Origin of the sequence: Taibaiella koreensis (assembly GCF_003545715.1) — a bacterium.
Taxonomy (GTDB): domain Bacteria; phylum Bacteroidota; class Bacteroidia; order Chitinophagales; family Chitinophagaceae; genus Taibaiella; species Taibaiella koreensis.
The window spans coordinates 1343977-1365405 of sequence record NZ_QVNU01000001.1; the positions used below are offsets into that span (position 1 = coordinate 1343977).

Annotated in this window: 23 protein-coding genes; 13 read left to right on the top strand and 10 right to left on the bottom strand. The window is 51.0% G+C overall.

Annotated features, from left to right (window positions below):
* Window positions 1-107: 107 nt before the first annotated feature.
* Window positions 108-332, top strand: coding sequence for a hypothetical protein (locus DZK30_RS05875; protein ID WP_118973130.1), 225 nt, complete (start codon window positions 108-110; stop codon window positions 330-332).
* Here the strand turns inward: DZK30_RS05875 and DZK30_RS05880 are convergent.
* Window positions 321-575 (bottom strand): ASCH domain-containing protein, encoded by a 255-nt coding sequence (locus DZK30_RS05880; protein WP_118973131.1) that lies wholly within the window; start codon window positions 573-575, stop codon window positions 321-323. The two genes, DZK30_RS05875 and DZK30_RS05880, sit on opposite strands and share 12 nt — an antisense overlap.
* A complete protein-coding gene (locus DZK30_RS25690; RefSeq protein ID WP_162902879.1) occupies window positions 511-879 on the bottom strand; it encodes an ASCH domain-containing protein in 369 nt (122 codons plus the stop codon). Before DZK30_RS25690 ends, DZK30_RS05880 begins: the two co-directional genes overlap by 65 nt.
* On the opposite strand from DZK30_RS25690, the gene DZK30_RS05885 reads away from it, so the two are divergent.
* Complete coding sequence (locus tag DZK30_RS05885) at window positions 872-1132, top strand: DUF7660 family protein (RefSeq protein ID WP_118973132.1); 261 nt, start codon at window positions 872-874, stop codon at window positions 1130-1132. The two genes, DZK30_RS25690 and DZK30_RS05885, sit on opposite strands and share 8 nt — an antisense overlap.
* A gap of 36 nt (window positions 1133-1168) precedes the next feature.
* Here DZK30_RS05885 and DZK30_RS05890 read toward each other — a convergent pair whose 3' ends face one another.
* Window positions 1169-1636: a ferritin-like domain-containing protein gene (locus tag DZK30_RS05890; protein ID WP_118973133.1), complete on the bottom strand. Its 468-nt coding sequence runs from the start codon at window positions 1634-1636 to the stop codon at window positions 1169-1171.
* Between the two features lie 337 nt (window positions 1637-1973).
* Here DZK30_RS05890 and DZK30_RS05895 point away from each other — a divergent pair, with 337 nt between their 5' ends.
* Window positions 1974-2489, top strand: a complete 516-nt coding sequence (locus DZK30_RS05895; protein ID WP_118973134.1) for a 2'-5' RNA ligase family protein — start codon at window positions 1974-1976, stop codon at window positions 2487-2489.
* Between the two features lie 54 nt (window positions 2490-2543).
* Here the strand turns inward: DZK30_RS05895 and DZK30_RS05900 are convergent, their stop codons facing one another.
* Window positions 2544-3725, bottom strand: a complete 1182-nt coding sequence (locus DZK30_RS05900; RefSeq protein WP_118973135.1) for a C1 family peptidase — start codon at window positions 3723-3725, stop codon at window positions 2544-2546.
* A gap of 233 nt (window positions 3726-3958) precedes the next feature.
* Here DZK30_RS05900 and DZK30_RS05905 point away from each other — a divergent pair, with 233 nt between their 5' ends.
* From DZK30_RS05905 to DZK30_RS05925, 5 genes are all read left to right on the top strand, one after another.
* The gene (locus tag DZK30_RS05905; RefSeq protein WP_240432866.1) at window positions 3959-5200 is read left to right on the top strand and encodes a multidrug effflux MFS transporter; all 1242 of its coding nucleotides are present in this window, start codon (window positions 3959-3961) and stop codon (window positions 5198-5200) included.
* 87 nt (window positions 5201-5287) lie between these two features.
* Window positions 5288-5503 carry a hypothetical protein gene (locus DZK30_RS05910; RefSeq protein WP_118973136.1) on the top strand — a complete coding sequence of 72 codons (216 nt, stop codon included), beginning with the start codon at window positions 5288-5290 and terminating at the stop codon, window positions 5501-5503.
* 781 nt (window positions 5504-6284) lie between these two features.
* Window positions 6285-6863, top strand: coding sequence for a YceI family protein (locus tag DZK30_RS05915; RefSeq protein ID WP_118973137.1), 579 nt, complete (start codon window positions 6285-6287; stop codon window positions 6861-6863).
* A gap of 3 nt (window positions 6864-6866) precedes the next feature.
* Window positions 6867-7394: a YceI family protein gene (locus DZK30_RS05920; RefSeq protein ID WP_118973138.1), complete on the top strand. Its 528-nt coding sequence runs from the start codon at window positions 6867-6869 to the stop codon at window positions 7392-7394.
* 10 nt (window positions 7395-7404) lie between these two features.
* Window positions 7405-7818 carry a hypothetical protein gene (locus DZK30_RS05925; protein ID WP_162902880.1) on the top strand — a complete coding sequence of 138 codons (414 nt, stop codon included), beginning with the start codon at window positions 7405-7407 and terminating at the stop codon, window positions 7816-7818.
* 66 nt (window positions 7819-7884) lie between these two features.
* On the opposite strand, the gene DZK30_RS05930 is transcribed toward DZK30_RS05925, so the two are convergent.
* Window positions 7885-8691: a hypothetical protein gene (locus tag DZK30_RS05930; RefSeq protein WP_118973140.1), complete on the bottom strand. Its 807-nt coding sequence runs from the start codon at window positions 8689-8691 to the stop codon at window positions 7885-7887.
* A gap of 157 nt (window positions 8692-8848) precedes the next feature.
* On the opposite strand from DZK30_RS05930, the gene DZK30_RS05935 reads away from it, so the two are divergent.
* From DZK30_RS05935 to DZK30_RS05950, 5 genes are all read left to right on the top strand, one after another.
* Window positions 8849-9436, top strand: coding sequence for a Crp/Fnr family transcriptional regulator (locus tag DZK30_RS05935; RefSeq protein ID WP_118973141.1), 588 nt, complete (start codon window positions 8849-8851; stop codon window positions 9434-9436).
* A gap of 223 nt (window positions 9437-9659) precedes the next feature.
* Complete coding sequence (locus DZK30_RS05940; RefSeq protein WP_118973142.1) at window positions 9660-10532, top strand: pirin family protein; 873 nt, start codon at window positions 9660-9662, stop codon at window positions 10530-10532.
* Window positions 10533-10571: 39 nt separating this feature from the next.
* A complete protein-coding gene (locus tag DZK30_RS05945; RefSeq protein WP_118973143.1) occupies window positions 10572-11099 on the top strand; it encodes a YceI family protein in 528 nt (175 codons plus the stop codon).
* 248 nt (window positions 11100-11347) lie between these two features.
* The gene (locus DZK30_RS25695) at window positions 11348-11581 is read left to right on the top strand and encodes a hypothetical protein (RefSeq protein WP_162902881.1); all 234 of its coding nucleotides are present in this window, start codon (window positions 11348-11350) and stop codon (window positions 11579-11581) included.
* A 406-nt stretch (window positions 11582-11987) separates the two neighbouring features.
* Window positions 11988-17339: a CHAT domain-containing protein gene (locus tag DZK30_RS05950; protein WP_162902882.1), complete on the top strand. Its 5352-nt coding sequence runs from the start codon at window positions 11988-11990 to the stop codon at window positions 17337-17339.
* A gap of 16 nt (window positions 17340-17355) precedes the next feature.
* Here the strand turns inward: DZK30_RS05950 and DZK30_RS05955 are convergent, their stop codons facing one another.
* The 5 genes from DZK30_RS05955 to prfB all read right to left on the bottom strand — a co-directional run bounded on the left by DZK30_RS05955 (window position 17356) and on the right by prfB (window position 21265).
* Window positions 17356-18045 carry a helix-turn-helix transcriptional regulator gene (locus tag DZK30_RS05955; RefSeq protein ID WP_118973145.1) on the bottom strand — a complete coding sequence of 230 codons (690 nt, stop codon included), beginning with the start codon at window positions 18043-18045 and terminating at the stop codon, window positions 17356-17358.
* 58 nt (window positions 18046-18103) lie between these two features.
* A complete protein-coding gene (locus tag DZK30_RS05960) occupies window positions 18104-18772 on the bottom strand; it encodes a putative glycolipid-binding domain-containing protein (RefSeq protein WP_118973146.1) in 669 nt (222 codons plus the stop codon).
* Window positions 18773-18923: 151 nt separating this feature from the next.
* The gene (locus DZK30_RS05965) at window positions 18924-19403 is read right to left on the bottom strand and encodes a hypothetical protein (protein ID WP_240432867.1); all 480 of its coding nucleotides are present in this window, start codon (window positions 19401-19403) and stop codon (window positions 18924-18926) included.
* Between the two features lie 4 nt (window positions 19404-19407).
* Window positions 19408-20043, bottom strand: a complete 636-nt coding sequence (locus DZK30_RS05970) for an MgtC/SapB family protein (protein ID WP_118973147.1) — start codon at window positions 20041-20043, stop codon at window positions 19408-19410.
* A 136-nt stretch (window positions 20044-20179) separates the two neighbouring features.
* Window positions 20180-21265: a peptide chain release factor 2 gene (prfB, locus tag DZK30_RS05975; RefSeq protein ID WP_118973148.1), complete on the bottom strand. Its 1086-nt coding sequence runs from the start codon at window positions 21263-21265 to the stop codon at window positions 20180-20182.
* Between the last annotated feature and the right edge of the window lie 164 nt (window positions 21266-21429).

Sequence of the window (21429 nt, forward strand, 5' to 3'; positions counted from 1 at the left end):
TTGATAAAACAATGATTGTGAACACGGCAGATTGAAAGAAAAGCACGATAGCATTATCGCTATCTTTTAGTGAGAAGGACTATACGGTATCAAAGCGAGGCGGCTGTATGGAAAATATTTTTGCATTGCTGACGAGGCTGAGGACAGAGAACGCTTCTTATACAGAAACGCTTACTATACCGCATTCCAAAGGAACAGACCCTGTGGTTTGCTTCAGATTGGTGAGCATGTTCTATCGCGGCCTTGAAGCGGAGATCGTGTTCCGTGTAAAGCAATTGTACAGGCTGGAAGACCGGGATGTTCCCTGGCCGGACCGGGGTTCAGGGCATTAACGTTTGCAAGGGTTCCCGGTAAACTACCCTGAACCGTTCGCATACGATAGGCATTTGTTCTGAAGGCATTCTGTTCATACGCCGGCATTCGGTTTCGATATAGTCGTGGTAGATGCGCCGCCAGCTTTCGAGACTGCGATCTTCTTCACCACAGTCGTAGGCGAATGCCGTCGTCACTTCATCGAAAGGGACGATCGCTGTTTCGGGTGGTTTGAAGAATAGCCATAGGATGGTCATCTGCATTCACAAGTATATTATGGTCGCCAGGTTGGGGTAGCGGCTGACGGTCGTATTCATACTGCCAAAGCAAGGAGCCGGTGGCTGTTTTGATGCCTTCAAGCGCTAACCCGCCTATGGCCTCAGCCTCCTGGCCATCGCCGAAGCAGATCGTGCCGCAGCAATGCGGCGCTGTTTGCTGCGCGGGAAGGCTATTCAGGAATTGTGCCCAATAAGCATCCTTGGGAGAAAGCGACATGGTAAGAAACGGATATGGAAGCAAAGATACCGGTATCTTGCGGTAATAGTGATAATCGGATCGTATGGACACACAATGGGAGAAAATAGCATCTGGAATACAGTCTAAAGACAGTTTTCTGGCTTTCCTCGAACTGCTGATCAAAGACCTGAAGGATAACCCCGGCGATTGGGAAAACCGGTCGTTGGCTGATTTCCTGGAGGCGCTTCATCGGTGGGCGGACACTATGGAGGCCTATTACCGGAATACCGGTCAGCCCGTACCGACAAGGATCGATTGGAAAGTATTTGCCGATATGCTTTTGGCGGCCCGTTGCTACGAATAGGTTCCGGGGCATGCTCTTCGGCTATTATCGCCTTGTTTATTCAGCCTTACGGCTCAGGGTCTCGTCCCTAAGTGCTTTGATCCTGTCGTGGCTATCACTTTGCTCCCTGGCCTGCCCAGCGATAATTTCCCGTTGCTCATCTGTAAGACCATTGTCTTCGTGCAGCGCCTCGTTATAGGCCTCTTTGCTGGCATCTTCCCCACGCTCGCATTCGATCAGCAGATTTTTGCGGTTGTGGCCGGTGAAGGTTGTTTTAAAATCCATCCAGGCCCGGTGCAGCTTTCCCGAAAGGGAGCCTTCGGTCTCCGGCTGGGAGCCGCCTTGCTGTACCAGCGCTGTCAGTGCAGTGTTGAACCTTTGGCTTTGTTCGATCATTTCCCGGAACAGGATATCCAGGTCGGCTTCCCGTGACCGGTTATCTTTCAATGCCCGTTCGTAGCCTTTTATACGGTCGTTATTGATCAATATCAGGTCATTCAGGGTCTCTGTCGCAGTTTGTTGCATGTGTTTCGGATTTTGGATATCCTCTCTTGCTTACCGGCCGTTCTATATTAGCCGGCTCTTTCTTTCCGGGTCCAAATTACAACAAATGTTCCGCCTAGGAGGTTGAAAGCCCCTGTAAATATTTTATCTGAGTATCCGGATATAGGAAATAAAGGCGGTCCTTGAGTTTGTCGAAAGGACAACGATGGTGCTTCGACAAGCTCGGCAACCGTTAATGGAAGCAAATTGTATCCTGTTTCCTATATCCGGATAGTCACTATATTTTAAACGTTAGCCCAGAGCAGGCGCAGGAAGTATATGTGGCCGGAAAACGGTAACGATTACAGAACTTTGTACGATGGCATATCCTATGATCGTTACCCTGTCACTGGAAGCATCGGCGCAGGCCTATTTCAATGGCTTACGGCAAAAGTATTTTCCTGCGCACAGCAATTTCCTGGATGCACATCTTACCTTGTTCCACAAGTTGCCCTCCGATGAGCCGGCCATTGTCAACGTGCTGCAGGAACTGCAACCTCAAGGATCGCTATGGCTGGATGTCGATGAGGTGATCTGCTTCGGCGCCGGCGTGGCCTTCTCCTTATCCAGCGAAAGATTACTGCAACTGCACCGCGATATGCAGCATGCTCTTGATCCCTGGCTCATCCGGCAGGACCGGCAGGCCCTGCGGCCGCATATTACCATACAGAACAAGGTGACCGCTTTTAAGGCGCAGCAGTTGGCAGCCTCGCTTAGCGTGGCATTCAAGCCCTTCAAGGTCAGGGCGACCGGCTGGTCAACCTGGTTATATCTCGGCGGTCCCTGGAAGCCCCTGGCCTCTTATCCCTTTGCCGGGAATGACGGTGTCATATAAAAAGCGTTGCTCCTTATAGGAACAACGCTTTCGGGAGCAGCAGGTATAGCCGGCTTAGTTAAGGTTCATCCTGGTACGCAGCGCCTGCGGTATCGCTTTTTTGTTTAGCAGGAAAGCGGTGGTCTTTAACCGTACAAAGGCCTTGGTCACGTAGAGGTAGCCCTTGTAGTCGTTGGTCGTACCCCATGAGTTTTTAACGATATAGTATTCCCGGCCGTTCTGGTCTTTGGCCAGACCTACGATATGCATACCATGATCATCAGTAGTGCTGTAGTTATCGAAAGCCTGCTGGCGCATTTCAGCAGTAACCACACGTTCGGGCTGGGGACCATTGAACATTTCCTTTTTTTCCTCATCGCTCATATCCTCGTATTCTTTTTCGGGAATATAAGCTACACCGTTTTTCCAGCTGAAGGATTTTTCGCTTACATCGGTCGCCCAGGCTACGGTATAGCCCTTGCTCAGGGCATTATCGATAATATCGGTAATGTCGTTGAAGGCTACATTGTATATCATATCCATGCTCCAGTTGTCGGGCACCATCAGGATCATCTTTTTGTAATAAGGTTTGTTGGTAAAGGACGATAGCTCCACATAATCTTTGGGATCGAGGCCTACCACTTCCTTGCCAAAGCTCTGGGGCGTATATTTCCTGCCTTCCCAGGTAAAGGTCTCGGGCACTTTGCCCAGGTAAGAGTCCAGCACGGCATTGAAGGCCTCTTTCCAGTTGGGCGACAGCTTTCCATTGGGATTGCTCACCCAGGCGTCCAGCATAGCCTTCAGCACCGTCTGTATCTCGGCAAACTTGTTTTTGCTGGTGCCGTAATGCAGGCCGGTATACAGCGATTGGGGTATGGCGCCGTATTTGGCGTACATATTGATCACATCATGGCAGGCGCCGCCATCGCCCCATTCCAGCTTGCCGTGCATACGGATATAGCTCTCCGCTTTCTCGGCGTATACATTGCGGGCCGAGAACAATTGTGCCAGCTCTACCGGCTGCTTCCCTGCTTTGTCCATTTCACTTTCGAGGAAAGAATTGGTCGAATAGCTCCAGCAGGTTCCCGAGCTGGCCTGGTTCTTCACCGAAGTATTCGCCAGCGCGATCACTTCTGTAAAGCGGAATTTGGATTTGGAACTATCGCTGCTATTCTTATCCAGCGACTTTACCAGGTTGTCCTGAGCGGCTGCAAGCAGGGGGGCGCACAGGAATACGGCGGTAACGATCTTTTTCATATAAATGCTGCTTAAAAACGAAGCGGCTAAAGTACATCGAAAGCCCGGTTTTTGCCAGCAAAAGCCGGGGGATAAAAAGGGGGAATTATATGATGCAGGCCCTGCCTGCCTAGGCAGACGATAAACAGCCCTATCTCCCGGATAAAGAATAGCGGTTACCTTATAACCAAAAACAATAATCTTTTGCGGCGGTGCTCAGGATATTTGCATCCCAATAACCCATCAATCAGCTAATGGAACCTCAGGCGATCAGTAAACGCCAGTATACAACCCTTATTCTTATCCTGGGTACGCTCACGGCCCTGGTCCCTTTTTCCGTCGATATGTACCTGCCGGGTTTTCCGGCTATTGCCAAAGATCTGAAAACAACCGATGCCAGGGTATCCCTCACATTGACCGGCTTTTTCCTGGGCATATCGGCCGGGCAATTGCTATACGGTCCGCTGCTGGACCGCTTCGGCCGCAAGCCGCCGCTATACCTGGGATTGCTGCTGTATATTATAGCCTCGGTGGGCTGTTCCTTTGCCGGCAATATCGATATGCTCATCCTGCTTCGCCTGGTGCAAGCTGTGGGTGGCTGTGCGGCCATGGTAACCTCCATGTCGCTGGTACGCGATCTGTTTCCTGTAAAGGACAGCGCAAGGGTATTCTCGCTGCTGATCCTTATCCTGGGCGCTTCTCCCATGATCGCGCCTACTGCGGGCAGCTATATTACCAGCGCCTGGGGCTGGCAACTGGTCTTTGTGGTGCTGGCGGTTATCGGAGCATTGGTCCTGATGGCCTGCCTTTTATGGTTGCCCAGCCCTTACCGGCCCGATACCACGATGTCGCTCAGGCCGCGACCCATTCTGAATGGTTTTTTCCAGGTAGCGACCACACCGCAGTTCTATACCTATGCGCTGACCGGGGCATTGGCCTTCGCAGGATTGTTCGCCTACGTTTCCGGATCGCCGCTTTTGTTTATGAAAGTATTTGGCCTCAGCGATAAGGTATATGGCTGGGTCTTTGCCGCTTTATCGCTGGGCTTTATCGGCATGAGCCAGATGAATAATGTATTCCTGCGGTATTTCAGCAGTGAGCAGATCATTCGTGTGGCCCTTATTTGTTACGGCATTACCGCAGTGCTGCTTTTCGGGCTGGCGGAGCTGCATTGGCTCAACCTGCCGCTCACCATTACAGGATTGTTCCTCATGCTGGGCTGCGTGGGCATTACCAACCCCAATGCTTCGGCTATGTGCCTGGCGCCGTTCAGCAGGAATGCCGGCAGCGCTTCGGCGATGATGGGCGCCCTGCAAATGGGTCTTGGCGCATTGGCTTCGGTAGTCATCAGCATGTTTGATAAGCCATCCGTATTGCCGGTCATCGCTTCGATCCTGGTGTCGGCCTTGTTATCATTAACCATTTTTTACCTGGGTAAAAGAAAGATCGTGGCGCCGGTAGCGGCTGAGAAAGGTGCTGTAGTACCCGTCCACTGATCGTCTTAAGGAGCGTTTAACCAAAACTTTAATTGTACTTAAAACTTTTTGATAGGGAAACAGTTTATTTACTAAAAGCAGCAAATCATGTCATCCAAAGGTGTTATAGGGGTATGGCTTACCTTGCTGGCCGCCAGAGGGCTGGTGGTATTCTGTTTGTACATGGCGCAAAGACCGATCGGACAAAGCATGCAACAGGAAAGATCAAAGGAGGAATTCACTGAATACAATGGTTCGCAGCATCATCATTACAGGGTCCATAAAGTACATACGGCAAGGGTCAGCTTTTTTGTGCTGAATTAAGTCGCTTATTCCCGCAAACGAAGAAACGGAGTGGTCTGCTACAGGCCGCTCCGTTTGCTATTGAGACGTACTTAGAGTTTCGGGCGGGAGGCCCCAAAGTTTATATGATCATCTCAAGCAAGCTTAGCATTGAAGAGAAATAAATAGTGACTATCCGGATAAAGGAAACAAAGTTCTGTACGTCTATTAATAGCAACTGGCACGCTTTGCTTTACCCATCTTTTTTATTGGTGTCTCTTTTTTGCTCCGCCAAAAAAGAGACAAAAAAGGCGGCAAAAAACAATGCTCCGCTGTTTTTTTGTGGCCAGCGCACCCGGGCTTAAAAACAGGTATCAACTTTAATTTAGCATTGCCGGGCATAGGATCGTAGATCAACATTTTAATAATTAGTCAGAAGTGTCTTTTTCATTGCGTCTATTTTGGCCGGGTTGCTATATGCGGATAGTCACTAAATAAATAAGAACAATGAACCATTCAGCATAATTGGGTTCTGCCACAGCCGATTGCAAACAATAGCCCAATCCCAAAGCATGTGGAAGATTCTTTTACGTCAAGGTAAAGGAACCGAGAACCGACACTGTCGGGCATTCCAATAGATGGAACCAGCGGCTGTGTTGCAAATGTGGCTCTTTTTATAGGGGCAGATCCGTTCCGGGGGCGTAGGTCCGCTTGATTTTTATCAAGTGCTTTTCTTATTAAATATCATTGGCGACCCTTCCCGTAGCATAGTACTTTTGCTTTCTTCATATCAAATATTCATTTTTAACACAAAACCAATTGAATGAAAAAGATCGCAATTTTAGCGGCAACTGTATTATCGTTGTCTTACAGCACGGCCTCCCTGGCGCAAACCTGGAGTGTAGATAAAGCACACTCCCGTTTCGGATTCGGTGTTACCCACCTTTCTATTTCCGAGATCGATGGTAATTTCAAAAACTTCGAAGCGACCATTAATGCCAGCAAGCCTGATTTTTCAGATGCGACCTTCGACATCAGCGCCGAGATGGCTTCCATTAACACCGATATCGAGCAGCGCGATGCCCATCTGAAATCTCCCGATTTCCTGGATGCCGAAAAATACCCGACGCTGACATTCAAAAGCACTTCCTTTAAAAAAGTAAGTGGCAAAAACTATAAGCTTACCGGCAATCTTACGCTCCATGGCGTTACCAAACCCGTTACTATCGATGTGGTGATCAACGGACCTATTACCCACCCCCAAAGCCAAAAATCTGTAGCCGGCTTTAAGTTTACCGGTAAGATCAAACGCAGCGATTTTGGTATCGCTACTGCTATGCCCGCTTCTGCCCTGGGCGAGGAACTGCTGCTGATGGGCAATGCTGAATTCGCAAAGAACTAAACGATGAGATATAAATCAATCCTGGCGGCGCTGCTCCTGATGATGGCGCTGCCCGCGCTGGCCGGTAGTAACTGGCAGCCGACCGACAAATACAGCATCCGTTTTTCGAGCAGCGATGCGAGCGGTATATTCAAGACCTTCAATGGTACGCTGGTATTTGATGAGCAAAACCCTGCTGCATCCCGTTTTACGGCAGTGATCGATGTAGCCTCTATCAATACCGGCAACGGCTTGCAGAACAAGCATGCTAAAGGCGCAGAATGGTTCGATGCTGCTACTTATCCCCAGATCCGGTTTACATCCGAAAAGATAGCGAAGGCCGGCAACGGCTACCAGGCAACGGGTACCCTGGAGATGCATGGCGTCAAAAAACAGGTAACGATCCCTTTTACCTTCCAACGTAAAGGCAATACAGGCACCTTCAGCGGCAGTTTTTCAGTCAACCGGAACGACTACCACATCGGTAAGGCGGGAAACAAAGTGAGCGAGGCGATCAAGGTCGATATCAGCGTGCCTGTGGTTCAAAAATAAACAGAGAAATATGCTACGGAAAATATTGCTACATGGCTTTGGCGCCGGCATCCTGGCCGCAATAGCGGCGCTGGTATACCAGCAGATCTATTTCAAATCCCTGGGCGCCGATTTTAGTACGGTGATCTCCGCTGCAGGCATCGTGGCGACATCTGTGGGGGCTACTTTGCTGGCCTCATTTGCCTATGGCTTTCTGTTCCAGAAATCGTTGAAGGACAAAGCGCCGGTGGTATTTAACCTGTTACTGTTGCTGCTTTCCTTCGTCAGTATTGCGGGCCCGTTTGCTGTTAAGCTCCCGCTGGAACTGGAAGCACCTGAATTGTTTCCCGGCCTCACGGTGCCCATGCATTTCTTTCCTGCGCTGGCCTGGCTGGCCCTGAGCCCGCTGTTTGATCCCGTAAAGGTGATATCGAAAGCAGAATAGCGATGCTATAATAAACGGTAAATGATAAAGTAAAGCCGGGGCCGATTGGTTCCGGCTTTACTATGCTTAGCGATGTGATAAGACCATGAACAGGATATAGAGCAATAGTCCCAGGAAAGTAAGTGCGAAAAAGACCAATACCAGGATCATTATGCGCTTTGCTGATGGCTTTTCGGACGCTGGTCTGCTTTCGCCGGCCCTTTTGAGATGGATAATGCCGGCCTCATCCAGCTTGAACAGCACAACAGCACCGATAACCACGATACCCAGTATGATCAGCAAGGGGTAGCGCCGCTCACGCCAATTCTGCCAATAAGCGCCACGAGCCTTGCTGTATGCTTCCTCATCGATGTAGACCTTACTGATAAACCAATTCCGGCCATCTGCCGACAGCCCGAAATCGGCCGCGACGCTCTGTCTGTCCTTTAACGCAAAATACAGCGTACGGGAGCAATCCAGTGTCACCGTGTCCGGGCCCAGTACCGTCTTTACTTTACCGCCATTGAACGAGCCCTTGTATTTTCGCTTGCTCACATCGAGCAAAGGCAGGGTTGCATGCGTTGATACGGAGCGCCAATAACCGGCCAGCATAGGGATTTTGTTGTAATTGAACGCGATAAGCCCCCATAGCAACAAAGCAGGACCCAAACTGGCGCCCAGTGAGGATAGTAGCTTCTCATTTCGTTCGCGTAGATAACGACGCACCAGGTAAAAAATATAAAAATAACAGGCTATGCCCAGACCGATAAGCACGCCGGGTATATGCCGGTCGGTATACATTTCCAGCACGGCATTGCCGTAAAAGTATAGAGACAGAAAAATGAAAATGATTCCTGTAAAGATCAGAAGGTCCCTCCGGCTGCTGCGCGACATGTGCATGATGGCATTTATGTAAAAATACTGAAAGCGGGGTGCGGTCGGACCCGGTATGCATATTTGCCGGATAAATCGCCGGAAATGCCTGTCTGGTACCGAAATGCGGCAACACTTTTGTTTTGTTGTTACATTTGTGGCGGAATCGCCCCCTGCTATGCCCTACGAATCCTTAAGGACTTATATCAACCATTATGCCGGAACGGAGCTGACGGATGAAGAGTTTGCTCTTGTTATGGAGGCCTGTACGCCGCGCAAGTACCGCAAAAAGCAATACCTGCTGCAGGCGGGAGAGGTATGCAAATATGTAGCTTTTGTGATCAGCGGCGCTTTCCGGATGTATTCGGTCGATGATAAAGGCGTAGAACATATACTGCACCTTGGTATCGAGAACTGGTGGGTGGCCGACCGCGAGAGCTCGCTGATGCTGACACCTTCCCGGTACAATATCGATGCCGTGGAAGATTCGGAAGTGCTGCTCTTTACCTCTGAAAAAATGCAGGAGCTCATTGCCACGGTACCGGCCATACCTAAAATGATGGCCCGCCTCGATCAGCGCAATTTTATCGCCAGCCAGAAACGGATCCACGCTTCGATCAGCCTTACCGCCGAAGAACGTTACCTGGAGTTGCTCGAAAACAATCCTGTGTTCCTGCAACGCTTTCCGCAGAACATGATCGCCTCCTACCTGGGCATTACCCCCGAGACCTTAAGCCGCATCCGTAAAAAAGCTTTGCAACGGTAAGCTGCTGAAGAGCGGACAGGATACTTCCAGAGTCCCCGTCATTTCACATTTCTGCTTTTGTCGAAAATCAAACCGGCTCCGCTCTCATAGTGAGCCAAGCCGAACCATGAAAAGGCTGTACCGCCCGGCTTGATTTTAATCAACTCCTTTTCTTATTATATGTCATTGGAAAAAGGCCCCCGAAAGTTGCAATTTTGTATCTGTAAAGCAAAAGCGCAATATCATGCAAAAGCCTGTAGCCACACAATACGGTGGCACCAATGCGAGAGTAGGAGAGATGCTGGTGAACCGGGTAATGCCCAACCGGTATATCGAAGCCGTAGGCCCTTTTGTGTTCCTGGATCATATCTATCCTTATACTTTGCCGCAGCAACCGGCAGCGCCCGATGGCGCTTATGCACACCCGCACCGTGGTATTGCTACATTTAGCTACGTCTTTAGCGGTGCGCTGGAGCATTACGACAGCAAGGGACATCATGGTAAAGTGACCGCTGGTGGCGCACAATGGATGAAAGCCGGGAAGGGAATTGTTCACGATGAGTTCCCGGGCCGGGGCACAGCGCAGGAAAACGGTATTTTCCATTCCCTGCAATTCTGGATCAACCTGCCGACTGTGGTTAAGGAAGAGGCGCCCGAGTACCTGAACATCAATGATGAGGCCTTTACAAAGGTGATGCTGCCTTCCGATGCTGGTACCATGAAGGTATTGATAGGGATGTGTGGCGACCATGCCTCGCCGGTAAAGACCTTCAGTCCGCAGTTCCTTTACCATTACCGGATCAATCCCAAATCCAGCTATACCCTGGAGACCAGGCCGGGCTTGGAATACGCGGCATTTGTGCCAACGCAGGAAGTGATGATCAACGGTATTGCGACCGGCAATAGCGAGATCGTGTCTTTCGGTTTGGAGGCCGGCGATATTGTGATCAGCAATCCACAGATCACGGCGGCCGATGTAATGGTTTTTGGCGGCGCACCCTATACCGATCCTATTGTCGCTGAAGGGCCGTTTGTAATGACCAGCAGGGCCGGTATTGCCACCGCTTACCGTGACTTTTTCAATGGTGAATACGGTACTATAAATTACGAGCAATAAATAAAATCCAATCTTATAAAATTCAAAAAAACGAGTAAAATGGCAACAACCAACTGGGCATTCGACCCCGCACATTCCGAGCTTCAATTCAAAGTAAAGCACCTGCTGATTTCCACCGTTACCGGTAATTTTAAAGAGCTGACCGGTTCTGTAGTCGCCGGCGACAGCTTCGATGATGCCCGTATTCAATTTGAGACCAGCATCGATTCGTTGTCTACCCACAACGAGCAGCGCGATCAGCATCTTAAAGGCGCCGATTTTTTCGAAGCCGATCAGTTTCCCAAGCTGAGCTTTACGTCAACCCGTTTCGAAAAGAAAGGCGAGGATCACTACAATCTCGAAGGAGACCTGACAATAAAAGGCATTACCAAACCGGTAAGCCTGAACGTAGAATACAACGGTACGGCACAGGATCCCTACGGCAATACCAAGGCTGGCTTTGAACTGAACGGCAAGATCAACCGCAGCGAATTTGGTCTTACCTGGAATGCCCTTACCGAAGCCGGCGGCATGGTCGTGAGCGATGAAGTAAAGCTGTTGGGCAACATACAGCTGATCAAGCAATAATTGTTTTTGTGTTGATGGATAATGTGAAGGAGGCTGGCCGAAAGGTCAGCCTCTTCTGTTGGCGGGTAATAGAAACACAAATATTCCGAAATGATGCAGATATTGCTTTTTAGCTACAGTTAATCATTGGTGGTTTTCCGGTAGCGGGCAGTTGGATACCTTGCTTCAACACTGCCGAACAACCACCCCAGGGCGTTGCTTTAAGGCTAAAGACAGGGGAGGATATTATTTAAAATTAAATAGTAAACATGAAAAGAGTAAAAGCAGGAATCTCGAAGCTAAATCTTGACAAGAAAACGATTTTATCCCTGGAAAGCGGAGGCAAAAACATCGTAGGCGGTATCTCCGGATTTTTATCCTGCATCGATACCACACCGCCACCTAAACCCGTTTCCACACCGCAAGACTGGGCCTGCACCGTTACACACCCTACTACCCTTAATAATTGTCCCTCTATGAAAATAAGCTGTATCGGATCGTAACGATGTTTTTAATACGGATCCGGTTTAAGTAATTTCACCTGGAAGGAAGAGGTTGGCCCCTATGGGCCGCCTTTTCTTTATATAGCTAGTGTATGCTTTCGCTTGTGTTGTTAGTCTTTTTAGAATATGATCTTTTAATGGACGGTAAAGATCCTCTGGCTCGATTGGACGGCTTCTTTTAATCAGATATTTTTGAGGTGGCTTCTGTTCCCTTACGCAGAAATAACAGTCATACCGGCCGAGACGCTTTTCTTTATGATCTATATTTGTGGCCAATGGCATGCGATAAATAGCAAGTGATCGGGAGAAAGGCCGCCAGCTTCTGGCGGCAGGGGTTTGTAGTTTTGTGCTTCCCGGTTAAAGCGCGGCACTTTATCGGGCAATGCCTTTACCAAATACGATTGCTATGAGCACAACCGATTTCAGGATCGATGCCAACCGGATACACAATGCAAGTATGGACAGCCTGCAGGAATACCTGCCCGGCGTCGAGATCATTTCCTATGCCGTAGGCGCCCGCAGAGGCGGAGCCCCACCAACAACAGCTACCATCGCCATCGACGATCATATCCTGGTCATCGCCGAATTTGATAATGGTATACAGTGGTGCTATGAAAAAGCTGCTTTTGTGGCAGCAGTAGCAGAGCAACAACCTAATAGTCGCGCGCAGGATAACGCTGTTCCGGAGCTGCCGCTGCTCTGGCGGGATAACCGTTCGTCCAGGGGAATGGCATCGGGCGCATTGAAACTGCTGGGCATCAACCTGATCAAAATAACAGGTGCTTCCCAGCTGCAAGCTATCGCTGCCCGCATCGAAGCGCATAACGGCAATATCCTGTACCAGTGCGATCGCGAGCTCAACCTGCTTCTTTTCCATGATACCATATCGCGGGATGTCTCGCCCCGTTACCTGCTGCTCCTGCATGGCGCCGGCTCCGGAACGCGCAACACTTTCCTTGGGTTAAAGCAAGAGCAAGGCGGAAAGATATATGACGCTTTATACAAAAGATACAATGGCAACATCATTGCTTATGAGCACCGGACCCTTACCCAGGACCCGGTACGGAATGCGATCGATCTGCTACGGCAGTTGCCGGACAAGATCGAGCTGGATCTCCTGAGCCATTCCCGCGGTGGATTAATAGGTGAGATTCTGGCACGCATGAGTACGGCGGGAGTGCAGGTAGCCTTTACGCCGCAGGAGATTGCCCTGTTGGAACAAAACCCGGAAGCAACGGTACTATTGGCCGATATCCGGGAGCTACATACATTACTACAAAAGAAGAAAGTCGTCGTGCTCCGTTTCGTCCGGGTGGCCTGCCCGGCAGCCGGTACCACATTGGTATCGGAAAATATGGATGCCCTGCTGAACGTCCTGTTCAATATCCTGCATTTTGCTCACGGCGAAACTGTAAACGATGTGACCGGAGGTATAAGGGCGCTGACACTGGCCGTACTGCATGGAAAAAGCAACATAGAGATGCTTCCCGGCATCGCCTGTATGCGGCCCGATGCCAGCCTGATCAAAGTGCTGAATTTTAGAGAAACGCAAATCGATTCGCCCCTCTTTATTATTGCCGGCGCTGCGCAGGAAGCAGGACTGACGGGCCGGTTACAGCCCTTCCTTATGGATATCTTTGCGGGAGAAGACAATGATCTGGTAGTCGATACGGCCTCAATGAAAAGAGGAACGCCACGCAGGCCGGCAACTGGTTTCTATGAAGAGCGCCGCGGCCATGTGAACCATTTCAATTATTTTGTTATTGCATCCCTGCTGGATGTGATCTGCGATGTACTCACCGGTAACGGACTTTCGGTCCGGCATGGTGCAACGGTACTCGAGGAAGACAACCAAGAACAGCCGCCGGCAATAGAAGCCCCGGTTTCCCGCGCCGGCACCGGCATTGCAGACCAACCCGTTCTGTATGTATTACCCGGTATTATGGGTAGCCATTTGCAGGACGGTGCAGACCGTATATGGCTGGATTATTTCCGTATGGCTACCGGTGGCCTGCGCCGGCTGCATATTGACGCCGCCACGGTAACCGCATCGGGTATTAACGGTAGCGCCTATAGCGACCTGGTGCATTACTTTGCCGATACACATTATGTGATCCCATACGCTTATGACTGGCGCAAGTCGGTATTCGATGCCGCCAGCCTATTGAATGAAGCGGTAAGCTTAATGCTGGAAAAAACAGACCAACCGGTATGTTTTGTAGCGCATTCGATGGGAGGGCTGGTCCTTCGGGCGCTTGCTGTAAAATATCCCGATACCTGGAAGGCGTTGCAGGAGAGATCCTCATTCCGGGTGCTCCTGCTGGGAACGCCCAACGAAGGCTCTTACGAAATACCCCGTGTATTATTGGGCAGAGGCCGCAACATCAACCTGGTCGCCTTGCTGGATATTACCCAGAGTAAAAGGGCACTACTGGCACAGTTTGTCCGCTATCCCGGTCTCCTGAACCTGCTCCCCGTGTCCGGCGATAACGACTTCCGGAAAAAAGCGCATTGGGAGCAGATAGCAAAAGCTTCCGGACTCGGTTATCCCTTGCCGGATGTACGGGACCTGAGAACCTTTGCCGAATTGATGCATCCGCCTTTCAGAGATTTCCGCTGGGATGCGGCTACTACCGTTTATATTGCCGGTAAAGACAAGCTTACCGCGAAAAAGATCGCGATCGATGTCGTGAACGGTAAGGTTGATTTCTATGGCACACCACGTGGAGATGGGAGTGTTACCTGGGACAGCATTCCCGGGGAGCTGCAGGCAGCAACTTATTATGTAGAAGCCCGTCATGGCGACCTGGCCGCTCATGAAAATGCTTTTCCTGCTTACCGGGAATTGCTGAAGACCGGTAGTACAGCTTTGCTGCCGGCTATCGCTCCGGCACCGCGTGGCGAAGAGGAACGCCTGCTGCTGATGCCCGAAGCAGCTCCTGCGTTGCCTACAGGCGAGACGGAGCTGTCGAAGCGGATCATGGGGATGGCTGTTCCGGCTTCAGGTCCGGGGCAAAAGCAGGTACGCTTGTCGATCACGCATGGCGATATGGGGCATGCCTTGTACCCCCTGGTGGCCGGGCATTTTGCGGGAGATAGCATTGTACAGGCCGAGCAGGTGCTGAACCGGAAGCTGGGCGGCTATTTGGCTATTCGATATGATACCGGCAATTATCCCGGCCGTATTGGTACCCATGAGATCGTCTTCAAAAAGGATGCACGCCCAAGTGGCGGCGTTGTCGTAGGTCTTGGCGACTTCGGCAGCCTCACCGAAAATACCTTTTACCTCACTTTGCGGCAGGCGCTGATGAGCTATGTGACCGCATGTGCAGAGCAGGAGCCTGGCAAGGAAACCGCCGGTATCTCCACTTTATTGGTGGGATCGGGGTTTGGTGGCCTTACCATATACAGCTGCATAAGGGCGGTCATTATGGCCGTCGGGGATGTGAATGCTTTCTTTGATCCTGCGCTACGTAGAGGCTATCCCTTTATCGACCATATCGAATTTGTCGAGCTGTACCAATACAAAGCGGTGCAGGCGGCCCGTATCATCAATAGCTTGCTGAGTGGGAGCGACCTTTTCTCCGGTTTTCTTTTCTCTCCTGATCTGATCAAAAGGGTTTCGGGTAGCCAGAACCGTATCCCTGACGATATACAGGCCGATTGGTGGCACCGGCTCAAGGTATATGAGGCGGATCCTTCAGCACAAAATAAGCAGACCCGTCTTATCCGCTTCAGCTCAATAACGGACAAGGCCAGGAATGAAGAAGAAATATTGGCTGCCAACATCGGTATTGTCGATCAGCTGATCGCACGCGCAGCGGTGTATAGCCGCAACGATCCCGGCTTATACGAGGCTTTATACGAGATGCTGATCCCGGCCGGCTTTAAAGGCTACGGTTCCGACCTGAGGAATATTGTGCTGATCGTAGATAAGGAAACGGCCCGTTATCCCTGGGAGATGTTGCATGATGCCTTTGGTGGCAGCACAGAGCCTATTGTAACCCGCACCGGTTTTATCCGCCAGCTCAGCACCACTACGTTCAGACCAAACAGCGAGCTGTCTCGGGGCGACAATGCCCTGGTAATTGGCAATCCCCAGGTGCGCAAGGCTTATCCCGACCTGCCCGGCGCCGCCCGCGAGGCTGCTTCAGTGGCGCAGCAATTGAAAGAGCGCCATTTTGAAGTGACCACTTTTATCAGCCAGCCCGGTGCAGAGGCGATGACAAGCCTGTACAGCAGGAACTATAAGATATTGCATATTGCTGCACATGGCGTGGTTAACGAGCGGGATACGGGACGGACGGGGGTAGTGCTTGGCGATGCGTTGATCCTGACGCCTGCCGACTTTAAGCAGATCCGCTATGTGCCGGAGCTGGTCTTTATCAATTGCTGCTCGCTGGGGACGATAAGCAAGGAAGAAGAAGAGCGGCTGCAGCGCAAGTACGAAGTCGCCGCCGGTGTGGGCACACAGCTTATCGAAATGGGCGCCAGAGCCGTGATCGTAGCCGGCTGGGAAGTGGATGATGCAGCGGCAAAATGCTTTTCTGAAAGCGTATATCATTTCCTGCTCGAAGGCCGTCCATTTGGCGAAGCGGTACGTTTTGCGCGTAAGCTCACCTACGATGGCTTTCCGCAGGTAAGCACCTGGGGGGCTTATCAATGTTACGGCGATCCCTTTTATACGCTGCGCAACAGCGGTGGCGCACAGAAGGCGAACCGTGAGCAATACTATGATATAGTAGAAGCGATCAACCGGCTGGAAACCTTTATCAGCAAGGCGGAGGCGGCCACGGGCCGGTACGGGAACGGCAGGGAGGAAAAGTTGAAGCAGGAGCTTGAAGCGATCCTGGATGGCATACAGGCGCGTCCTGAATGGAAAGACGCAGCGCCACTGCTGGCCCTTATAGCGGAAGCCTTCCAGGAGATGGATTGCCTGGAAGAAGCCATTCCCTATTATGAGCGCTTGCTGGCGCTCGACGATTCCGGTTATACCTTCCGTACCGTGGAGCAATATTGCGATACCAGGATCCGTTACGCGATCGAATGCATAGACGAGCTGGCGCGACAGGATCAAGTCCTGCTCCCGGATGTGCTGGAGGATGCTGCGGCTACTGTCAGGTGCATGATCGCCCAGCTACAGGGTCTGGGCAGTCTGTGTACTTCGGGACGGCTCAATGTTATCGCCAGCGGCTATAAAGCCCTGGCCACACTGGACTTGTACCGGGGGCATACCGTGTTTGATAATCTGGCGGCGGCGGCGGGCTATTACCGGCAGAGCTTTGAACAACGGCGGAAGAACAACGCGCCGCTGGATGGGTATCCCTTCTGCAACTGGCTGCAGCTGGCAGCTGTGCTGGATCATGTTTTGCCTGAACAGGAAAAGGCCACACATGCTGCTTCCGGCTTGCTGGGATTGCCTCCCGGCTGGGATCAGCCGCTACATGCAGGAGAAGAGCTTCTGTTGTCGCGCACAGCTACCGGTTTCTGGTATAAGGTATCCGACGGAATGGCTATGCTGGTATTGCTGCTCCGCAGCATGGACCGGGAGGAAATAGGGCGGTACGAAGTATCTGTTGCCGATAATTTTCACAATGCTTTGAAGGTGGAAGGATCGCAAAAGAAGATCCGGTCCGTGATCCGCTACCTCAGGTTGCTTGCCGGCTTGCTGGCGCTCAGCGGGGATATGATCGTGCCGGCTAAAATTGTGGCCTTGAACCGCATTGCATCGGTCCTGGAGCGGCCGGAAGCGGACTAGCGGTTGTTGCGCCTGCCTAATAATCTACCGGCAGCATCTTGCTGTATTCGGCGAGCGGCATATGGTCGGTCTTGGAAAAGGGTTGCAGGGTGTTGTTCACGCGAATGATGCTGGCCACCTTGAAGTCGCGGTAGTCGGTGCGCAGATGACACCAGGCAATAAGATGCCATTTGAAAGCATAAAAAATAAGCCCGATGGGTTCCAGTTGCCGCCTGCTGGTTTCTTCCTTATTGTTTTTATATTCGATAGTAATGATCTGCCGGGCCGAAATAGCTTCCTGGAGCACGGACAGGTATTCAAAGTCGTTGATGATGCGCTGGGGTACCTGTAACCTGATGTTCTCATGCAGGTAGTCGACCTTCTCTTTCTGGGTATGGCGCAGGACTGCCTTTACTTTATTGAGTGCAGTTGAATAATGCTTTTTGATCGACTTGTCGGCAAAGCCGGTTACCAGCGCCTCCATCAGCAGCAGGGCATTGGCTTCTTCATTGGTGAAGGAAACGGGGGAAAGGAAATAGCCTTGTACCACGAAGTAACCTTTATATTGCTCGAAGCTCACCGGTATACCTTGCTCGCACAATGCTTTGATATCGCGGTATACGGTGCGGATGCTGATATCAAATTTCTCCGCGATCTTTTCTGCAGGCACAAATTTTTTGGACTGCAGCAGGGTTAGGATACCGAACAGGCGATCGATGCGGTTCATACTGGGAAATTCGTTTTGGGACTGATCCCCGAAAATAATGTTTATTTTCCGTATGTCTCTAATCCTGTATCAGAATGCGATCAAAGAGTGTAGGGTAGTGTTTGACCAGGCCAAGCTCATCAACCAGGATGTCGGCGCTAAAATCGCCGGTACTGTTGGTAAAACGGTAAGTATGTGTATCGAGACGGCTGTAGCGCTGATGCTCCTGCGCGATCCGGAAATGAGGAATATCGATATATACCACAGTTATTTCCAGCGTCGCTCCTGCTGCCATATTCAGGCGATTGATCGGGAGTGAATTGGTAAAAGGCGATACGGAGATATCGATATCGGTACAGCCCTCCAGCTGTTTCCATTCCCTGTCTTCGCTGTACCAGTGGCCCAATCCGTCGTGCTGCAGGGCGATCCGTTGATCCATATTGCAAAGGCTGCTCCTGATCTCCACCGACCTCGTGTTCCAGTTGCGGTCCATTTCGATCTCATAATCTACCTTGAACGGCAGCTGCTCATAACGGCCAACAATAGCCGACCTGACGGAAAGCGCGTCTTTAAAGTAAACGCTGCAATATTCAAGGCTTTCCATTGTCAAACCCTTCCAGAGTATATTTTTGATCATGACGCGACAGCGGGAAAAGATAATATAGGTTAACAGAGAACGCTGGAGTCCGGGGGACGCTGTTTTCTTCTTAGCAAAAATGATACCAAAAAAACAGCAAGGTAACTGCATGATCGCTTACCTAATTATATTGCGCTGATTTTCTGATTAGTATCTTTTTGCATTTTCCCGTACTCCTGGTTGGCCGCAGGCAAATAGATATACGGGGCGCATGGCCGCAGGGATTTAAGACGGGTGTCAATTGTGTATGCCTGCTGTATGCTTATGCAGGCAATGCGGCTATCGCATCAGCGTAGTCGTATTGCAGGTCTTCGTGAAGCGTGCTGAGCGCTTTGTTCAACTTTTTGAGCTGGTTCTGATAAAGATTGCGGAGTGTGGTGCTTTGCCGGTAAGCAATGCCCGAGGCGTTGAGGGCCTGGCAGAAATGGAGCAGCAGTTCGACCTCTGTGGGCTTTTGTGCTGAATATTTTATGTATTTATTGGTAATGCGTAGTATTTTCCGGATGCTTTTCTTAGCCCAATACAGGTTGGCCTTATTGATATCGGCGTAGCTCAGGTCTATCTCTTCTTTGACTGCACTAATGAAGTGTGCTTCATTGTCTGCTTCGAATAACAAGTAGCTTAGCAGCTCCTTGTTTTCCTTTTTGTATGCGGCAAGGCGCAGGCAAAGTGCCTTCAGGGTTTTGGGTGGCAGGCGGTCCAGCTCTTTCCGTATCGCTGCAATACCGGCAGTCTCTATCATGCGGTCAAAAGTCGAATTCGTGAATATCGGGATCCCGGAGCAATTCCTGGATCACTTTTTCGTGGCCCCTGTCGGGCCCCTGTACTTCCCAGTTCCCTTCTATAAGGCCGGCCGTCCTGCTCTGGCGACCCCGCGAGGCTTTCAGCTTGTGTTTCTTGAAAAGGGCTTCATACTTGGCTAAGGAGGTATTGCGATAGGGGCACACGATGCGGTAATGACGGCTGCGGTTGATGCGTTCAAAAACGCTTTGCAGCGGGGCAAGAAAAGCCAGTACGATGAGCACAGCCACAGTGCCTACTGCCGCCGCCTGGTAATGTCCCGAGCCAATAGCCATGCCCAGGGCGGCTACCATCCATATGGTAGTGGCCGTGGTAATGCCGGTCACCCGGTTCTCATCCTTAAAGATAACGCCGGCGCCCAGGAAACCGATGCCCGTAATGATGTTGGCTGCAATGCGGTCGGGATTCTCGTTGCCGATGCGTATAGACAGTATGGTAAACAAACAGGCGCCCAGGCTCACCAGTATCATAGTGCGTAAACCCGCCGATTTGGACCGGTATTCCCGTTCGGCGCCTATAACGGCGCCTATGAGCAGGGCAATGAGGATATGCTTGATATCCTCGCTAAGGGTATAATGCATGTTTGTAAAAATAATACGGAATCAGCAGGATACAAAATCTGGTGTCTGATGCCTGGTGGCAGGGGAGCGGGCGACGGGTAATGAAAACGGGAATGCTCCTGTTCAAAGCATTCCCGCCTGGCAAAGCCATGATGTTTTATTCGGCTCCCTGCATCATCAGGTAAGCCTTGATAAAGTCGTCGATCTCGCCATCCATTACGGGCTGTATATTGCCTACTTCGTAGTCGGTACGGTGATCCTTGATCATTTTGTAAGGGTGGAATACATAGGAGCGGATCTGGGAGCCCCATTCGATCTTTTTCTTGGTCGCGTTGGTCGCGTTCTTGATCTCTTCCCGTTTGCGCAGCTCTTCCTCGTACAAACGGCTTTTCAGCATCTGCATCGCCTTTTCGCGGTTGCCCAGCTGGCTACGCTCGGTCTGGCACACGACCACGATACCGGTGGGTATATGCGTCAGCATCACCTTTGTCTCTACCTTGTTCACGTTCTGGCCACCAGCGCCACCGCTTCGTGACGTCTCCATTTTGACATCAGCATCTTTGACCTCGATATTGATCGAATCGTCGACAAGCGGGTAAACAAAAATGGAAGCAAATGAGGTATGGCGGCGTGCGTTGCTGTCGAAAGGGGAGATGCGTACCAGGCGGTGTACACCGCTTTCTGCTTTCAGCAGTCCGTAAGCGAAGTCGCCGTCGAACTGGAACGTGCAGGTCTTGATGCCTGCGCCGTCGCCATACTGCCAGTCCAGCTCGGTTACGGTCCAACCCTGCTTCTGGCCGTACATGCGGTACATGCGGGCCAGCATTTCGGCCCAGTCCTGGCTTTCGGTGCCGCCGGCTCCCGAGTTGATCACCATTACCGCCGGCATTTCATCTTCGGGCTGGTTTAGCGTAGACTTAAATTCAGCGTCGTCCATTGCCTTTACGGCGGTATCATAGGCTTCTTTTACCTCTTCTTCGGCGGCTTCACCTTCTTTCCAGAATTCAAACAGGGTAGCATAGTCGTCTACCGAGCGGCTGGTCTCTTCATAAAGGTCGATCCAGTATTTATTGGCATTCTGTTCCTTTACCAGGGCTGTGGCACGTTCATTGTCGTCCCAGAAGCCGGGTGAGAGGGTAAGCTGGCGGTCGCTTTCAAATTTGGCAATCCGCTCTTCTACTTTCAGGTATTTGTTCAGATGGGATACCCGCTCACGCAGGTCCTTAAGTTGTTCGATGGTCATAATTCAGCGCAAAGATACGACGAATAGGGGATTAAGCCGAAAGGACGGTAGCATTGGGGAAGAGTTGGCAACGGGCAGTTGGCAATTTTGAAGTCTTAAGTTCCAGGGACCAAGGTTCAAATTCCAAATTCCACAGTTGGCAATGGGCAGTTGGCAATTTCGAA

Coding starts and splice junctions, on each gene's coding strand:
- DZK30_RS05875 (WP_118973130.1), top strand. CDS start 108: ATGGAAAATATTTTTGCATTGCTGACGAGGCTGAGGACAGAGAACGCT.
- DZK30_RS05880 (WP_118973131.1), bottom strand. CDS start 575: ATGCAGATGACCATCCTATGGCTATTCTTCAAACCACCCGAAACAGCG.
- DZK30_RS05885 (WP_118973132.1), top strand. CDS start 872: ATGGACACACAATGGGAGAAAATAGCATCTGGAATACAGTCTAAAGAC.
- DZK30_RS05890 (WP_118973133.1), bottom strand. CDS start 1,636: ATGCAACAAACTGCGACAGAGACCCTGAATGACCTGATATTGATCAAT.
- DZK30_RS05895 (WP_118973134.1), top strand. CDS start 1,974: ATGGCATATCCTATGATCGTTACCCTGTCACTGGAAGCATCGGCGCAG.
- DZK30_RS05900 (WP_118973135.1), bottom strand. CDS start 3,725: ATGAAAAAGATCGTTACCGCCGTATTCCTGTGCGCCCCCCTGCTTGCA.
- DZK30_RS05905 (WP_240432866.1), top strand. CDS start 3,959: ATGGAACCTCAGGCGATCAGTAAACGCCAGTATACAACCCTTATTCTT.
- DZK30_RS05910 (WP_118973136.1), top strand. CDS start 5,288: ATGTCATCCAAAGGTGTTATAGGGGTATGGCTTACCTTGCTGGCCGCC.
- DZK30_RS05915 (WP_118973137.1), top strand. CDS start 6,285: ATGAAAAAGATCGCAATTTTAGCGGCAACTGTATTATCGTTGTCTTAC.
- DZK30_RS05920 (WP_118973138.1), top strand. CDS start 6,867: ATGAGATATAAATCAATCCTGGCGGCGCTGCTCCTGATGATGGCGCTG.
- DZK30_RS05925 (WP_162902880.1), top strand. CDS start 7,405: ATGCTACGGAAAATATTGCTACATGGCTTTGGCGCCGGCATCCTGGCC.
- DZK30_RS05930 (WP_118973140.1), bottom strand. CDS start 8,691: ATGTCGCGCAGCAGCCGGAGGGACCTTCTGATCTTTACAGGAATCATT.
- DZK30_RS05935 (WP_118973141.1), top strand. CDS start 8,849: ATGCCCTACGAATCCTTAAGGACTTATATCAACCATTATGCCGGAACG.
- DZK30_RS05940 (WP_118973142.1), top strand. CDS start 9,660: ATGCAAAAGCCTGTAGCCACACAATACGGTGGCACCAATGCGAGAGTA.
- DZK30_RS05945 (WP_118973143.1), top strand. CDS start 10,572: ATGGCAACAACCAACTGGGCATTCGACCCCGCACATTCCGAGCTTCAA.
- DZK30_RS25695 (WP_162902881.1), top strand. CDS start 11,348: ATGAAAAGAGTAAAAGCAGGAATCTCGAAGCTAAATCTTGACAAGAAA.
- DZK30_RS05950 (WP_162902882.1), top strand. CDS start 11,988: ATGAGCACAACCGATTTCAGGATCGATGCCAACCGGATACACAATGCA.
- DZK30_RS05955 (WP_118973145.1), bottom strand. CDS start 18,045: ATGAACCGCATCGATCGCCTGTTCGGTATCCTAACCCTGCTGCAGTCC.
- DZK30_RS05960 (WP_118973146.1), bottom strand. CDS start 18,772: ATGCAGTTACCTTGCTGTTTTTTTGGTATCATTTTTGCTAAGAAGAAA.
- DZK30_RS05965 (WP_240432867.1), bottom strand. CDS start 19,403: ATGATAGAGACTGCCGGTATTGCAGCGATACGGAAAGAGCTGGACCGC.
- DZK30_RS05970 (WP_118973147.1), bottom strand. CDS start 20,043: ATGCATTATACCCTTAGCGAGGATATCAAGCATATCCTCATTGCCCTG.
- prfB (WP_118973148.1), bottom strand. CDS start 21,265: ATGACCATCGAACAACTTAAGGACCTGCGTGAGCGGGTATCCCATCTG.